This is a genomic window from Acidiluteibacter sp. (assembly GCF_055129545.1).
In genome coordinates this window covers 20,943-36,621 of the sequence record NZ_JBSRUB010000012.1, presented here as the reverse complement: position 1 = coordinate 36,621, position 15,679 = coordinate 20,943, and the positions used below count along the sequence as shown (strand labels likewise).

At 35.1% G+C, this 15,679-nt stretch carries 11 protein-coding genes; 3 read left to right on the top strand and 8 right to left on the bottom strand.

Annotation, left to right across the window (positions count from 1 at the left end; translation table 11 throughout):
* Positions 1-109 precede the first annotated feature (109 nt).
* On the top strand, positions 110-2,626 hold the full coding sequence (locus ACTB0X_RS05360) for a T9SS type A sorting domain-containing protein (protein WP_463023964.1): 2,517 nt from the start codon (positions 110-112) through the stop codon (positions 2,624-2,626).
* On the opposite strand, the gene ACTB0X_RS05355 is transcribed toward ACTB0X_RS05360, so the two are convergent.
* Both ACTB0X_RS05355 and mdh read right to left on the bottom strand, forming a co-directional pair.
* Positions 2,623-3,042, bottom strand: a complete 420-nt coding sequence (locus tag ACTB0X_RS05355; protein ID WP_463023963.1) for a retropepsin-like aspartic protease — start codon at positions 3,040-3,042, stop codon at positions 2,623-2,625. The genes ACTB0X_RS05360 and ACTB0X_RS05355 overlap by 4 nt on opposite strands.
* Positions 3,043-3,105: 63 nt before the next feature.
* Positions 3,106-4,041 carry a malate dehydrogenase gene (gene mdh / locus ACTB0X_RS05350; RefSeq protein ID WP_463023962.1) on the bottom strand — a complete coding sequence of 312 codons (936 nt, stop codon included), beginning with the start codon at positions 4,039-4,041 and terminating at the stop codon, positions 3,106-3,108.
* A 180-nt stretch (positions 4,042-4,221) separates the two neighbouring features.
* Here mdh and ACTB0X_RS05345 point away from each other — a divergent pair, with 180 nt between their 5' ends.
* Together ACTB0X_RS05345 and ACTB0X_RS05340 are read left to right on the top strand one after the other, a co-directional pair.
* Positions 4,222-4,785 (top strand): RNA polymerase sigma factor, encoded by a 564-nt coding sequence (locus ACTB0X_RS05345; RefSeq protein ID WP_463023961.1) that lies wholly within the window; start codon positions 4,222-4,224, stop codon positions 4,783-4,785.
* Between the two features lie 3 nt (positions 4,786-4,788).
* Positions 4,789-6,012: a T9SS type B sorting domain-containing protein gene (locus ACTB0X_RS05340; protein ID WP_463023960.1), complete on the top strand. Its 1,224-nt coding sequence runs from the start codon at positions 4,789-4,791 to the stop codon at positions 6,010-6,012.
* Positions 6,013-6,135: 123 nt separating this feature from the next.
* On the opposite strand, the gene ACTB0X_RS05335 is transcribed toward ACTB0X_RS05340, so the two are convergent.
* The 6 genes from ACTB0X_RS05335 to ACTB0X_RS05310 form a co-directional block, all read right to left on the bottom strand.
* Complete coding sequence (locus ACTB0X_RS05335; RefSeq protein WP_463023959.1) at positions 6,136-6,501, bottom strand: SxtJ family membrane protein; 366 nt, start codon at positions 6,499-6,501, stop codon at positions 6,136-6,138.
* Positions 6,502-6,651 (bottom strand): DUF5989 family protein, encoded by a 150-nt coding sequence (locus ACTB0X_RS05330; protein ID WP_463023958.1) that lies wholly within the window; start codon positions 6,649-6,651, stop codon positions 6,502-6,504.
* Position 6,652: 1 nt separating this feature from the next.
* Entirely contained in the window at positions 6,653-8,518 is a 1,866-nt protein-coding gene (locus ACTB0X_RS05325; protein ID WP_463023957.1) for a carbamoyltransferase family protein, read from the bottom strand.
* Positions 8,519-8,699: 181 nt separating this feature from the next.
* Positions 8,700-10,664 (bottom strand): DNA topoisomerase (ATP-hydrolyzing) subunit B, encoded by a 1,965-nt coding sequence (gene gyrB, locus ACTB0X_RS05320; protein ID WP_463023956.1) that lies wholly within the window; start codon positions 10,662-10,664, stop codon positions 8,700-8,702.
* A 147-nt stretch (positions 10,665-10,811) separates the two neighbouring features.
* Positions 10,812-12,479, bottom strand: coding sequence for a TonB-dependent receptor (locus tag ACTB0X_RS05315; protein WP_463023955.1), 1,668 nt, complete (start codon positions 12,477-12,479; stop codon positions 10,812-10,814).
* On the bottom strand, positions 12,469-15,633 hold the full coding sequence (locus tag ACTB0X_RS05310) for a tetratricopeptide repeat protein (protein WP_463023954.1): 3,165 nt from the start codon (positions 15,631-15,633) through the stop codon (positions 12,469-12,471). Before ACTB0X_RS05310 ends, ACTB0X_RS05315 begins: the two co-directional genes overlap by 11 nt.
* Between the last annotated feature and the right edge of the window lie 46 nt (positions 15,634-15,679).

The window sequence follows — 15,679 nt, the reverse complement described above, 5'->3', positions numbered from 1 at the left end:
GTACTTTTATATTCATATTATTTTGAATTAAAAAAAAAAGGTCTGTTAGACAACGTTTCTTCTTATCTTGGCGTCTACTGGATTGAATTAAAATTAACTACCATTTACCATGCGAATACCTTCTAAACTATTTTTACTTGTAGGATTTATTTTTACACAAATTTCTGCCCATTCTCAATTTACATATGTTATTGCTGACTCCATAAAAGTTTCGGAAAATGGAATTCTTTTGGATGCAGCGTTCGCTGGCGGATTCAATGCGCCACAATTCAACGAAATTGATTTGAATGGTGATGGGAAACTAGATTTAGTTGTTTTTGATAGAGCAGGAGAGAAATTTGTTACCTATTTAAATGAAGGCAGTCAAGGAGTTGTACGTTATAAGTATGCACCAAAATACATCAACATACTCCCAAAATCTTACGACTGGATCAAACTAATTGATTATGATTGCGATGGAATGATTGATATGTTCAGAGGAGATGGATCAAGCGGAGTTGTGGCACACAAGAATATCGGATCTTTAGGTAATAATAGATTTAGAGCTGCTGAAATTTTATTCGTTAAAGGCTCTTCAACTTTCCCACAAAACTTAAATTCAACCAAAACTGACATACCGGGCATTGCTGACATAGACGGGGATGGGGACATTGATTTTCTAACATTTGGGGCAACCCAACTCAATTACCAAAAGAATGTTTCAATGGACTCTTTAGGTATTTGCGGATTGAAATTCGAGTATAGAAATTATTGTTGGGGGAGGTTCACAGAAAGCAATGTGGATGAACAACTCTTTTTAGATAGTTGTGGTTACAACAATATCAATAATCCTGAAATTACTGATGGCACAAAAGGAACTCCTGTAAATACAGATAAACACTCAGGATCCACAGTTACTTTATACGACTTTGACAATCAAAATGGAATGGATCTACTTTTAGGTGACATTTCTTCAACTTCTGTAAAACGTTTGATTAATGGAGACCAAACGCCAGGATTTAAATCTTCCCACATTGTAAGCTATGATGGGATATATCCTCCGGACTCATTAAATCGAAACAATATCCCAACCTTCCCAGCCACATACATTATGGATTTTAACAATGATGGAAATAAGGATTTAATTTTAACAGTGAATACTGATGACGTAAGCGCTTTAAACGCAAAAAATACAAGGTTATTTTTAAATACAGGAACGCTTGGAAATCCAAAATTTGAATATGTAAAAAGTGATTTCCTTCAAGATGAAATCCTAGATTTCGGGAAAGATGCTTTGCCTACCTTCTTTGACTATAATTCTGATGGATTAATGGACATGGTTGTCGGAAATAATTTTTATCGAGATGATTCTTTAACTACTGCGGGTAGATTAGCATTACTAAAAAATGTAGGAACTCAGAACAATCCAAGATTTGAATTAATTGATCGAAACTACCTTCAAATTGACACACTTCCATTATTAGGGTTTGGAAATAGAGCCATTAATAGACTCTCAACTGCTTTTGGTGATTTGGACGCTGATGGTGATGTAGATATGCTTATTGGTGACGATACTGGCAAACTACATTACTTTGAAAACATTGCAGGAATTGGAGCAGTTGCCGATTTTAGATTAGCTGAGAAAAATTATCAAAAAATAGAAGTAGGGGAAAATGCTAACCCTAGAATTATTGACTTAGACAAAGATGGCAAAGTTGATTTAGTTGTTGGCGAGCGGTTAGGTAACCTAAACTTTTTCAAAAACAGAGGCACTAACGCATCTCCAATTTTCAACTTAAAAATTGATTCTATTGTTTGGGAAGGCAACTTTATATTCAAATATTACATTGAAGGCAACCCGGACCTTTCAGGTTTAACAATCAATGATCGATATGAGATTACAGAAACAAGCATCCCTGCGAATAGGGGATTTCTATATTTAACAGGCGTTAATCAAGCAAGCAATTACCTTACTTTTAGAAACTACATTATAGATAGTGATACTATCAATGAAAGCGGGAATGGATATATCAATGTTTCATATGATTCTATTGGAAATGTAAGGTCTGCTATATATGAAAATCAAAATAAACCATCCAACAACAGCCAACCGCTTTTTTACGAGTACCAAGGTAAATTACAACTACTTTCACCTGCTAATAATGGCAAATTAAAAGCATTTACAGACATAGACTCCAACATATACGGATCATTTACTTTCACTCAAGACAATGCACTTGATTTAAATATTGGGTATAATTTATCAGGTGATGTTTATGACTTAAACAATGATGGGAAAATTGATCTTATTTTGGGTAATCAATCGGGTGGTATAACTATTTTTTATGGTGATGGATTTGTTGGAATCGATAATGACCATGCTAATTTTGAAAGTTCTTCTAAAATGCAACTCAAAATATTCCCAAACCCTTCTAAAGGAGAATTTAACCTATTACTATCTGATTTCGAAGAAGGAAAATCATATCAAGTAAAAATATTTGACTTAGTAGGAAAATTAGTTTTGGAGAAAACCATCCGCCAAAAAATGGAACAACTAGACTTAAGTCAACAAAATAAAGGGGTTTACTTTATACAACTTCAATCTGACGGCAAAGTGAGCAAGGCTGAAAAGCTAATCGTACATTAACTAGAGATTGTTACACTCTTTTCTTTAAAGTCAATTACCGCATTTAGTTCTTGCAATAATTCGGCACCAAGTATTCCGTGAATCATTGGCAAATTAAGGGCTTCGTATACTTCGATCACATTGGAAAGGTCCAAAACGTTGACGATTCTATTCGTAAGTGCTAATGAACCGAACAGAAGCTCATTGATTACTGCTTTTTGACTTTTCAATGAACCATTTCCTATACTAGTCGATTCCTCATCAGTTTCTTCTAGTTGATCAACCAAGAATAGGTCGATTGTATTTCTATCTAATACTGTGCGAGAAGCACCAGTATCTAACACTAGCTTAACTGGAAATCCATTAATAATTACTTCTACTAATAAGTGAATTCCTTCATCTATTTGAACAAATTCGATTGGTATTTTAACTGCCATTTTACCATAAAAAAAGGGTGAGAAAAAATTCTCACCCCAATTATACTATAATTAATATTGAAATTAAACGATATTCATTTTATCAAAAACATCCATAACTGATTTCACAGCAACAGCTGATTCTTCTAATAGTGCTTTTTCGTCTGCATTTAAATCCAATTCAATAATTTTTTCTATTCCATTTTTTCCCAAAACTACAGGAACTCCAAGATAAATATCTTTCATTCCGTACTCACCTTGCAACCACGCACAAACTGGGAAGATTCTTTTTTGATCTCTAACAATAGCTTCAACCATTTGAGCTGCTGCAGCACCAGGTGCATACCAAGCAGAAGTACCCATTAGGTTTACTAATTCACCGCCACCTTTTTTAGTACGCTCAACAATTGCGTCTAATTTATCAGCATCGATCAATTCAGTAACCGGAATACCACCAACAGTAGTATAACGAGGAAGTGGAACCATAGTATCACCATGACCGCCCATTAATACTGCTTGAATATCCTTTGGAGAAACATCTAATGCTTCCGCTAAGAAACTTCTGTAACGCGCAGTATCCAAAATACCAGCCATTCCAAATACTCTACTTGAATCAACTTTTGCAGTCAAATATGCTACATAAGTCATTACATCTAAAGGATTAGAAACAATGATAATTTTAGCATTTGGTGAATGCATTATAATGTTCTCAGTTACCGACTTAACGATACCAGCATTTGTAGAAATTAAATCATCTCTGCTCATTCCTGGTTTTCTTGGCAAACCAGAAGTTATTACAACTACATCAGAATTAGCAGTTTTTGCGTAATCGTTAGTAGAACCAATCGTTCTTGTATCGTATAAATTAATTGGAGAAGTTTGCCAAATATCAAGCGCTTTACCTTCGGCAAACCCTTCTTTAATATCTACTAATACCACTTCGTTTGCAAGCTCTTTGTGAGCGATAACATTTGCACATGTAGCACCTACATTACCGGCACCAACTACAGTTACTTTCATTTTATTTTATGTTTTAATATGAAACTCTAAGGAAGCTGCTAAATTAGGAAACCTAAAGCTTTGAGGAAAATAAACCGCCAATTATTTATCGATTAAAATGTCGAAAAAAGGAATTGAGGAAAATTTAAAAGGTGAAGGCAACCTTTGTTACTTTTACCGTCAAAGCAGTATAAAAGTTGAATGGAGCCGATATCGCCTGAAAAGTTAGAAGAAATTGTTGTGGGTTGCTCAAAAGGCAATAGAGACGCACAGCAAGACCTATACAAAATGATGTATGGAAAGATGCTAGCAGTTTGTTATCGGTATTCAAGAAGACCAGAAGAGGCAAAAGATTTATTGCAAGATGGGTTTTTGAAGGTATTTAAGAAAATACATAAATTCAACAATGTGGGTTCTTTGGAAGGTTGGATCAGGAGAATAATGGTAAATAATGCGATTGACTATTATCGATTGAACAAGAATAAATACGCGATTTCTGAATCAAATATTGACGAAAACATGCTAGTGGAAACACCAGATGAAGACGAATCAATATATGATGATATTAGGGCAAAAGATATAATGGACAGCATTCAAAAGTTGAGCCCATCGTATCGAACCGTATTTAGTTTATTTGTTTTGGATGGATACTCGCACAAAGAAATTGCTGATGAATTAGACATTAGTGAAGGCACCTCCAAATCAAACTTAGCGAAAGCCAAAAGAAACCTGAGAAAACTTTTAGAAGATAGAAAAAGAGATTAGACAATGATGGAACAAGATAAATACAACAAAATAATTCAAGACAAGCTTAATGAGTTTGAATTTGAATACAATGCTGCAGACTGGAACTCCCTTTCTAAGCAGCTACCTAAGAAAGGTATAGCGCCTTTCTACAAAGTGGCTTCTATATTTGTAGGTGCCGCGATTATTGCTTTGGGTGCATATTATTTTAATTCAGACCAACCTACCAAACCAGTAACTGCCGAAAAAATAGCCCCTACTGACGCAATTGAAAAAGAACAAGATCAATCGTCGACAAATCCTTCGATCGAAAAAATAGATAATCTAGAAGGCACTTCTATCAATAATGTAAAACAACAAGATTTAAAGCAAGAAACTAAGCAACAAAAATCAATCGAAAAAAAGGGAGAAAAAGTTAATCCAACAGAAAAGACAATTCCTAAGAAGCTACAACCTGCTTCAGATGAAAAATCAATTTCTATTGAGAGCAATTCTCCAAAGAATGAGTTGGTGCTAAATCAAACTGCCTTTTGTCTAGACGACGTTGTTAAATTTGAAACTAAAACCCCACTTTCTAAAAATCAGGTTATAAAGATAAATGGAGAGGCAGTTGATGGAAATGAATATATAACTGAGAGAGAAGGCGAATACAACTTATCTTTATTTGAAGGTGACAAAAGAATTGATTCAAAATCATTTACCATTTCATCGGCTTCTAAATCTAACTTTATAGCAGCGAAAAAAAGTGAGGAATTTGCAAAGATTACTTACAATTTTGAAAGCGAATCAAATAGCGAAATAGTATATACTTGGTTCATTAATGGCACTGAGGTAGCGAACAAAGCTGACTTTAACCAGACATTTAGTAGAGAGTCGAAAATAAACGTAACTCTATCGACAAAAAATAATAATGGTTGCAAATCAACCACTACAAAAACGATTCAAATTGAAGAAGATTTCAACATCTATTCATACGATGCTTTTACTCCAAACGGTGACGGGATAAATGATGCATTCATTCCAAAAGCTATAGAAGCCAATAACTTGAAATTTGAAATGACCATCTATAGCTTATCAGGACAAATACTATACAGCACTTCAGACTATACCAAGCCATGGAATGGAAGAAGAAATAATGACGGTGAAATGATGACCATGGGCACCTACTTGTGGAAAGTAAATTTATACGATGATAACAATGAGATTCATCCTTATAATGGTCAAATCAAAATTGTGAATTTAAAATAACGACATTACTAATTATGAATCCCTATTCAAACTAGTTATGAAAAGTAGTCGAAACCAAAAGTTTCGGCTCTTTTTTTTATAGGAAAATTTGGATTTTATTTTACACATTGAAATAGCGCAGAATTACCACACTTTATCAAAATCAGATGGTTGAATTTCTGAGGTTCTATCTATAAACACAGAGTCGCTTGTATTTTTAAGCTGGAGTGGATTCTTTTTGCCTATTCTGGACAAAAGAGCAATTGGTGTTAAAATGAAATAGAATACGAAAGAGAGTATAATATTGGGAACAATATAACTTAAAAACTGAGCCAACTTCATCCAAAACCACTCAATTTTGGTGGCTAAATAATGAGAGAATACTCCAATCAATCCAATTGAAATAGCAATAAATAAGAATGCTTCTACTTTAGAAAAGTAATAAACCACCAAAAGCCCAACACTGATGGTTAAGATGGTTTTATCCGGATTGGATTTAACGTTTTCCATTTAAAACAATGTATATATAAAAGGAGCTACTGCACTTCCTGAGCTAAATACTATCAATAGTCCAATGAGCAATAAAACAATAATAATAGGGGCCAACCAGAACTTTTTTCGTTCGCGCATAAACAGCCATAAATCTCTAAAAAATTCCATCTTAATCCCTTTTAAAGGTTTGTTTCCACTTATTTTTATTATTCCAATCGGGTTGCGATTCTTTGTGATAAATGTAATTATTCAAAACCAATACATCCATTTCAGTATTCATAAAACAGCGATACGCATCTTCGGGACTACATACCAAAGGCTCTCCACGCACATTAAAGCTTGTATTCACCAAAACACCAAAGCCGGTCTCCTTTTTTACGTATTGTAATAATTTATAGTACAATGCATTCGACTCTGCAGTGACAGTCTGAATTCGTGCTGAATAATCCAGATGAGTGATTGCAGACAATTGGCTCCGTGGTACGGATAATCTCTCTTTTAATGGTGTATTATAGATATCACGAGGTAACTCCTTTCGAAATTCTTCCTTTATTTTCGACACCAATAACATATAAGGCGATTCAGTTTTCAACTCGAATAGCCGAATAGATTCTTCCTTAAGGACCGAAGGGGCAAAAGGCCTAAAACCCTCCCTGAATTTAATTTTTAGATTTATTTTTTGCTGCATTTCTGCGTCAGTTGCCAAGGCAATAATACTTCTATTGCCCAGTGCACGAGGACCAAATTCCATTCGGCCTTGAAACCAACCAATGATTTTCTTATCCTTAATTAATTGTGCACAGGTTGCAACTAACTCATCATCAGAAAGGCATTTATCGGAAACTGCTTTATATTTCGCATTCAATTGCATTACTTCCTTTTCAGAATAGAAAGGCCCTAAATAGCTCCCTTTCATGCTGTCATTTTTAAGATCTACAACCCTTTCATTTTGGAAATATCCATAATTGGCAGCCAAAGCTGCACCTAAAGAAGCACCAGCATCACCTGCAGCAGGCTGAATAAAAATAGCTTTAAACATTCCTGAAGATTGCAGCTTGCCATTTGCGACACAATTTAACGCAACACCTCCAGCTAAAACCAACTGATCAGAACCAGTGATTCGTTTAGCTTCTTTCGCCAATAGAAGCACAATCTCCTCAGTGACCGTTTGGATGGCCAATGCTAAATTGCAATGGTCTTGAGTTAACTCGTCATCTTCTTTTCTAACGTCGATTCCAAATAAGTTAGCCCATTTTCCATTGTGAGTCATTTGCAATCCAACAGAGTAATTAAAATATTTTTGATTCAACCAGATGGATCCGTCAGACTTAATGTCGACTAACTGATTTTTTATCGTTGAAATAAATTCGATTGTTTGAGTAGAGATAGGATCACCATATGGAGCTAATCCCATTAATTTATACTCCCCTGAATTTACTCTAAAACCTAAGTAATAGGTAAAAGCACTGTACAACAAACCTAAGGAATGCGGAAAGTGTAACTCCTTCAATAAGGCAATTTTATTCCCCTCTCCTTTCCCGATAGAAGCAGTAGCCCACTCACCTACTCCATCAATTGTTAAGATAGCAGCTTCTGAAAATTGAGAAGGATAAAATGCACTAGCGGCATGAGACAAATGGTGTTCTGAAAACAACAGTTTAAGTTTCTTCTTGTCGTATTCTTCAACTGCCTTTAATCCGTCATAAATCTCTTTTTTTAAAAATAATTTATCTTTTAACCAGACCGGCATCGACTTTAGAAATGAAAACAATCCTTTGGGTGCAAATGCATAATAGGTTTCCAGTAATCGCTCAAACTTTAGCAATGGTTTATCATAAAAAACCACTGCATCTAACTCGTCTAATGAAAATCCAGATTCTAATAAACAGTATTTGATGGATTGAATTGGAAATTCAGCTGTGTGTTTTTTTCGAGTAAAACGTTCCTCTTGCGCTGCAGCAATGATTTCACCATTGCAGATAATAGCTGCAGCAGAATCATGATAGAATGCGGATATTCCAAGTATTTTACTCAAGTGAAGTGATTATTTAAAGGTGTTAAAGCTAATCAAAACGATTGTATTGTAAAAAGTGGCGAGCACAGAATAACTGTAAATTAAAATGAACTTACCTAAAAGTCAAAAGGAAAAAAGTTCACTCATAAAAAAGCCATCCAAATTAGATTTGGATGGCTTTTTCTATTCATTTAAAAGTGAATTAAACATCCACTTTTGCATACTTTGCATTCTTCTCGATAAAATCTCTACGTGGTGGAACTTCATCGCCCATCAACATTGAGAAAATACGATCTGCCTCAGCAGCAGAATCAATAGCTACACGTCTTAATGTTCTAAATTCAGGATTCATTGTAGTTGACCACAATTGCTCTGCATTCATCTCTCCAAGACCTTTGTAACGCTGAATTCCCACACTACTTTCCTTTCCACTTCCTTTCATTCGCTCTACAGCCAAATCTCGTTGTTTATCATTCCAGCAATACTCCGATTGTGCTCCTTTCTTCACCAAATACAGTGGAGGAGTAGCAATATAAATGTTTCCTCCTTCGATTAATTCCTTCATGTGACGGAAAAAGAAAGTCAAAATTAATGTCTCAATATGGCTACCATCCACATCGGCATCACACATAATGATTACTTTGTGGTAACGTAGTTTTGAAGTATCTAACGCTTTTGAATCCTCTTCAGTTCCAACTCGAACACCTAAGGCAGTATATATATTTTTAATTTCTTCGTTTTCAAAAATCTTATGATGCATGGCTTTTTCCACGTTTAAGATTTTTCCTCTCAACGGCATAATGGCTTGAAACTTTCGGTTTCTTCCTTGTTTTGCAGTACCACCTGCCGAATCTCCCTCGACCAAGTATATTTCGCAAAGTGCAGGATCCTTTTCAGAACAATCAGCTAATTTACCTGGCAATCCACTACCGGATAGCACATTCTTTCGCTGAACCATTTCTCTAGCTTTACGAGCAGCGTGACGTGCTGTAGCAGCTAAAATTACTTTTTGTACAATCTGTCTCGCATCTTTTGGATGCTCTTCCAAATAATTAGTTAGCATTTCACTCACCGCTTGATCTACTGCACCCATCACTTCGCTGTTACCCAACTTCGTTTTGGTTTGTCCTTCAAATTGTGGTTCGGCAACATTTACAGAAATTACACAAGTCAATCCTTCTCTAAAGTCATCTCCACTAATGTCAAACTTTAATTTATTTAGAGCGCCAGAATCTTCAGCATATTTTTTAAGCGTACGAGTTAAACCTCTTCTAAATCCTGAAAGGTGTGTACCACCTTCATGCGTGTTAATATTATTCACATACGCATGAATATTCTCAGTGTATGAAGTATTATAAACCATCGCTACTTCTACAGGAATTCCGTTTTTCTCGCCTTCCATATAAATGGTTTCATCGATTAAACGTTCTCTAGATTGATCCAAAAACTCAACAAATTCTTTTAATCCACCTTCGCTGTAAAATGATTCCGTGATAAAGTTTCCTTCTTCATCCTTTTCTCTTAGGTCGGTTATGGTTAATCGAATTTGCTTGTTCAGAAAAGACAATTCTCTCAATCGAGCAGATAAGGTGTTGTAATTGTACTCTGACTCCTGAAAAATAGTTTTATCAGGCATAAACGTTACAATCGTTCCAGTCTTTTCCGTCACACCTACTTCCTTTACAGGATAAGAAGGTTTACCAATCTTATATTCTTGTTGATAAATTATTCCTTTTCTATGAACTTCTACTTTTAAATCCGTAGACAAAGCATTCACACAAGAAACTCCAACACCGTGTAGTCCTCCGGAAACCTTATAGGTGTCTTTATCGAATTTACCACCTGCGTGCAAAACTGTCATTACAACTTCTAGTGCAGATTTCTTTTCTTTTTCGTGATAATCAACAGGAATACCACGACCGTTATCTTCTACAGTAATCGAATTATCTTCATTGATATACACTCCAATGGTATCACAATGACCAGCTAATGCTTCATCAATCGAGTTATCAACCACTTCATACACCAGGTGATGTAGGCCTTTAATTCCGATATCACCAATATACATCGCAGGTCTTTTTCTAACAGCCTCTAGCCCTTCAAGGACTTGTATATTGGATGCAGAATAACCGCTACGATCCAACTTTTCTTCTTCTTTTTCGCTCATTTTATCAGCTTGGATTTATACTAAATTCAGTCGGTAACAAATATAACCATTGCCTCTTTAGCGACCCAATAAAAAGGACACTAAAAAAACTGTTTTATCAACATTTAATTAAATGAAATAGAAATAATTAAGCGGTTTGTTAATTATTTAAAAACTATAAGTCAATCCTCCTAAAACAGAGAATCGCTGAGTCGGATAATCTTGCCACCTTTCATAGCTCACTGACCCAATATTATTGAAGTTTACAAAGGCCGACAATCGTTTTGTGTATCGATATTCGAAACCAATATTAGCATCGAAAACTCCGTCTAACTTCTCTTTGGTTACCGCCTCAACAACCTCAGTTCCTCCGGTCTCTATTGTTGCAAAGGTTTTTGCATATTGACTTCCGATTGCATGTAAATCTAGGCGAACTAAAATTTTATCGTTTAAATCATATACTCCTGACAACATCACCTTATAATTGGGCATATGCCACACCTCCTCCTCTGTTCCTGCATCGTATCCATAATAATCTCCTCTAAGATATACCTTCAACTTTTTTGATTGCTGATAATGAATTTCACCGGTTAATTGCAATTGTTCAATGTCGTCGTAAATAACTTTAAATTTATTTCTTAAAACACTAACATCCTTCACAAACATACCGTAATCATCCATTTTTGATTTTTTGATAGAAGTATTGAAGGACAACTTAGAACTTATTACCCCTCTAATACCTGCAAATGCTTCATATCGATAATTCGTGTTCAACAACAACAAATCGTTTGTCACAAACTCATTGATTCTTGTAATCGATCTAAAATTATTTCGTTGCATTCGACCTGTAAATCCCGCATATGGCACAATTACATCACGCAAAGCATTGTACTTGAAGTCTACGATTGGATAAAAGTGAAATTTAGCCGACGAGGAGGCATCAACATAAATCCCCAATCCAACATTTAATCTAAATTTTTCACCCAAACTATTCACTTGTGGACTTAACCCTACCAATACGTTATTGGAAGTGTCTGTAGGATTAGAAATATTATTAAAGTCGACTTTAGCGTCTACCATGTAGTATTCATTGTTGTGAAACTTCCCAACATTTGCAGTCGCCACAATATTATTTTCTGCAGCAACAGCATCTAGATCGCTAATTCGATAATAATTCAAACCAACTGTATGTCTTAAATTAAATGAATCTTGTTTAGTACTTTTTAATTCTAAGTTGGCCGCCAACAAATGATACACTTGCTTTGTATCTGTTGTATCAGCGATAGCACGGTTGGCATCGTCTACCTTAAATCCATAGTAATTAAAACCCTCTCGATTGTAGGCAACTGAACCACCCAATGTATTCGATTTCCAAAAGCGCTTGCCAAATACAGTAGCACCCAATCGACTCATTGACGAATTATCATAACCATTGATGTCATTGTTATTTTGATATTTCAAATGAGTACCCAATGAATACGTTTTTGATCTTGAATTGTGCAAATACAATTCAGCCAAAGGTGTGATTGCGTTCCCAATTCCTATTCTAGCATAACCATTGTATAATTTCACCAAAGGTTCTCCTTTAATCTTAGCAGCTGAGATTGGCTCTACCTCAAAACTCACCGGAACTTGCTTGCTAATAAAAGAATATTTCAAGTCTTGAATTACTTTTTGAGTGTCCTCAATTACAGGATTGAATCCAATACGATTTCCATCGGCAATTACAGGTTTATAGGATTTTACTACAATAAACGAATCTTTCAATACTTGATTCTGAGCGTTCAGTTGAACTATTGCGAAAAGGGCAACTAAAAATAAAATACTATTCTTCATTTTTACCCTCCTTTTTTTCTGGTTGCGATTGCTCATTAAATAATTTTTCATCTTTTGAATCATTTTCGATCAACTCGATTTGGGGTGCTTCTTTTTTCTCTTTTGATTGCTCTTCTTTCTCAGACTTAATGATGATGTTCAATTTTTCTTTAGCAATCTGAACCAACTCTTCATCGTCTGCATTGTCGATCACACTTTGTAAGGTCACTTTAGCATTAAATGCATCTTCTTGTGCTAAAAAATTATCTGCCAACAATATAAAACCCTTTCCTATCCATCTAGGATAAGATGGCACTTGATTTACCAATTTGTAAACCATTTCCTCACAACCACTATAATTTCCTTTCAGGTATCTAATCTTAGCCACCATGTATTTTGCTTCGGCTCCTCTTTTATTCGAATAATTAGAAACCTCGGTATAAGTTGCGATTGCCGCATCGTAATTTTCACGAGTAAAGTCAATCTTGGCTTTAATCAACTTCACTTCTTCCATCAACTTAACATCCAATTTCTCACTAGCTAAAATAAGCTCAGCATAACTATAGGCTTTATTGTAGTTTTTATTCATGAAATACAATTCCATCAAATTGTACTGAGCATCGAAACGATTTGCAGGCTTCTCTGCAATTTTCTCCAATTTTTCAAAAGATGAAATCGCCTTCATCGTATCATTTAAAGCTTTATAAATAAATGCGGTCGCATATACAGCATCTTCTGTAAATTTATTCTTTGGAGAAGCCAACACTACATTGTAATCTATAAGGGCTTCATTGTAAAAGCTATTTTTATACTCACAGTCTGCTCTATAAAAATGGGCATTCAATGAAAAAACACCTTTCGGGTATTTGGTAATGTAATTGGTTAGATTTTTAGTTGCTCCTTTACAATCGCCTGATAAATAACTATTCTGTGCGATTTCATAAGACGTAGAATCTAATCTAGCCTTGGAAATATCTGCAAAAGGAACTCCATCAATGTATTTTTCGAAAGCACTGACATCTCCCTTATCCACATAAATCTTTCTAATCTTTTCAAGTGCTTCTTTAGCGTTTTTACTATTTCCGTAGTCTTTAACTACCTTATCAAATGCAGCTAGGGCCAGATCATCCTGACTCTTATTGTAATAAATCAATCCTTTCTTTAATAAAGCTTCACTTATGTAACTGCTATTTGGAAACTCTGTAATTAACCGCTGATAGTTTGCCAAAGCGAGGTCAGGATTATTGAACACCAATTGAGTTTTAGCCAATTCAAATAAAGCATCATCAGTGTAATCTGATTTCTCATAATTAGAAATAAGCATTTTCAACAACTCCGACTTTCCCTTATTGTCACCAATCAAACCACTTGCCATTGCAGACTGATAGGTCGCATATGGCATTTCAATTAGCCCAATATTCAATGCTTCCTCATAATTCTCTAATGCTCGATTATAATCAGTGGTGACATAATAAGCATCTGCTAATCTTAAAAAAGCATCATTCCGTAAAGGAGTTTTCTTTCCTTTCTCTTTCGAGATAAAATTTCTAAACCAATAGATGGCAGTAGAATAGTCTTTTTGATCGTAAAAAGCATATGCTGTATTGTAAAATGCAGAGTTGTAATAAGTCAATTTAGCTGAGCTAGGTAGATACAAGAATTCAGTATAATAACCAACCGCATTGTCATAGTCCTTCACTCGGTAGCAAGCATCTGCCTTCCAATAAGTGGCTTGAGCAGTCAACATTGGATCAATTGGCAAAGCCGTAGATTGATCAAAATGCGAAATTGCTGACTTGTACTCTCCATCATTATATAACTCTACCCCTCTGTAATAGGCAATTCGTTGTTCCGCTTGTTGCAATTTATAATTCTTATCCTTGATACGCGCCATAGATCGCAGCGCTTCTTTGTAATTTTTTGTTGTGTAATAAACTGCCACCAAATACTCATACGCATCTTCCACCTTGCGTGATTTCGGATAAGTATTTATAAATTCCTCGAAAGCTAAAATGGCGTCATCATAAGGGTGATAAGATAATTCGTATGCTAATTTTGCATAATTGAATAATGCATCTTCTCTCAAAGAAGCGTCTAAATCAATTTCGGAGGCACTTCTAAAGGCAGCTCTTGCTTGTTTCTTATTGTTTACTTTCAAGAAACATTCACCCAAACTATAAAAAGCAGATTGATTAATGGTGTCATTATCTCCTATGGCACCTTCCAACCAGTCAATTGATTTGTTGCAATCGCCAGTTTTAAAGTAAGCGTATCCTAACTGATATTTATCTTCATATCGAATTGAAGGATTGCCAATCATGTACTTTTCCAAATAAGGCAACGATTGCTCATACTTACCAGTTCTGTAATAAGCGTCGCCAACCAAACGACTAATCTCTGCGGCTCTATCTGTTTTAATTGAGTCTAATAAACCAGGCGCATAAGCCAAAAGGGTGTCATACTTTTCTTGTAGATAATATATTTGAGTGAAGTAATAAGGCACAATGTGGGCGAACAAAGGATCATTCTCAATTTTTTTGAAATTCTTAGAAGCCGTTTCATACTTCCCGTTGTGGTAAGAAATGTGCGCATAATAGTATCTCGCTGTTGACGTATATGGATTATCCGTATCAACTATTTCATAAAAATTATTTGCTGCTTCATCAAATCTCTCCTCAGAAAATAAGCTATACCCTTTCTTGAAATAATATTCCGATTGTTGTTTTACCTCTAAGTCAGTAACAACAATTTTATCAAAATACTCAATGGCGTCATCGTATCTCTTCTTCCGAAACTCAAATTTCCCTAAATTAAAATATGCTTGTTTTATATTCTTACTTTCAGGATATTGATGAAAAAAATCAACCAATAATGCTTCTGCATCAGCATGGAATAACTCAATTGCACAGATGGCATGTAAATATTTGGCATCCTTATAAGCTTCATTAGAGACATTGTTAATTGAAGTCATTGCTTGAGCGAATTTCTCTTGCGCTGGTCCATACTTTTCTTTGTCAAAGAGATCCAATGCATCTCTATAAGAAACGTATTCATCCACATAATTTACCGATTGTTGGGCTTTAATATCGCTTGATTGAACGAGCATTAAAAAAAGCGCAAACGCAAACAATTGGAAAAGTCGGTTCTCAATTTTTGGGATTTCAATTACACTCACCTTTGAATTTCTTTAATTGATTTGATAACTATAAACGCTAAAATTA

Bases quoted from the DNA above. Each gene is read 5' to 3' on its own strand.
- ACTB0X_RS05340 (WP_463023960.1), top strand. From the start codon at position 4,789: ATGATGGAACAAGATAAATACAACAAAATAATTCAAGACAAGCTTAAT.
- ACTB0X_RS05315 (WP_463023955.1), bottom strand. From the start codon at position 12,479: ATGAAGAATAGTATTTTATTTTTAGTTGCCCTTTTCGCAATAGTTCAA.
- ACTB0X_RS05355 (WP_463023963.1), bottom strand. From the start codon at position 3,042: ATGGCAGTTAAAATACCAATCGAATTTGTTCAAATAGATGAAGGAATT.
- ACTB0X_RS05330 (WP_463023958.1), bottom strand. From the start codon at position 6,651: ATGGAATTTTTTAGAGATTTATGGCTGTTTATGCGCGAACGAAAAAAG.
- ACTB0X_RS05360 (WP_463023964.1), top strand. From the start codon at position 110: ATGCGAATACCTTCTAAACTATTTTTACTTGTAGGATTTATTTTTACA.
- ACTB0X_RS05335 (WP_463023959.1), bottom strand. From the start codon at position 6,501: ATGGAAAACGTTAAATCCAATCCGGATAAAACCATCTTAACCATCAGT.
- ACTB0X_RS05345 (WP_463023961.1), top strand. From the start codon at position 4,222: ATGGAGCCGATATCGCCTGAAAAGTTAGAAGAAATTGTTGTGGGTTGC.
- gyrB (WP_463023956.1), bottom strand. From the start codon at position 10,664: ATGAGCGAAAAAGAAGAAGAAAAGTTGGATCGTAGCGGTTATTCTGCA.
- mdh (WP_463023962.1), bottom strand. From the start codon at position 4,041: ATGAAAGTAACTGTAGTTGGTGCCGGTAATGTAGGTGCTACATGTGCA.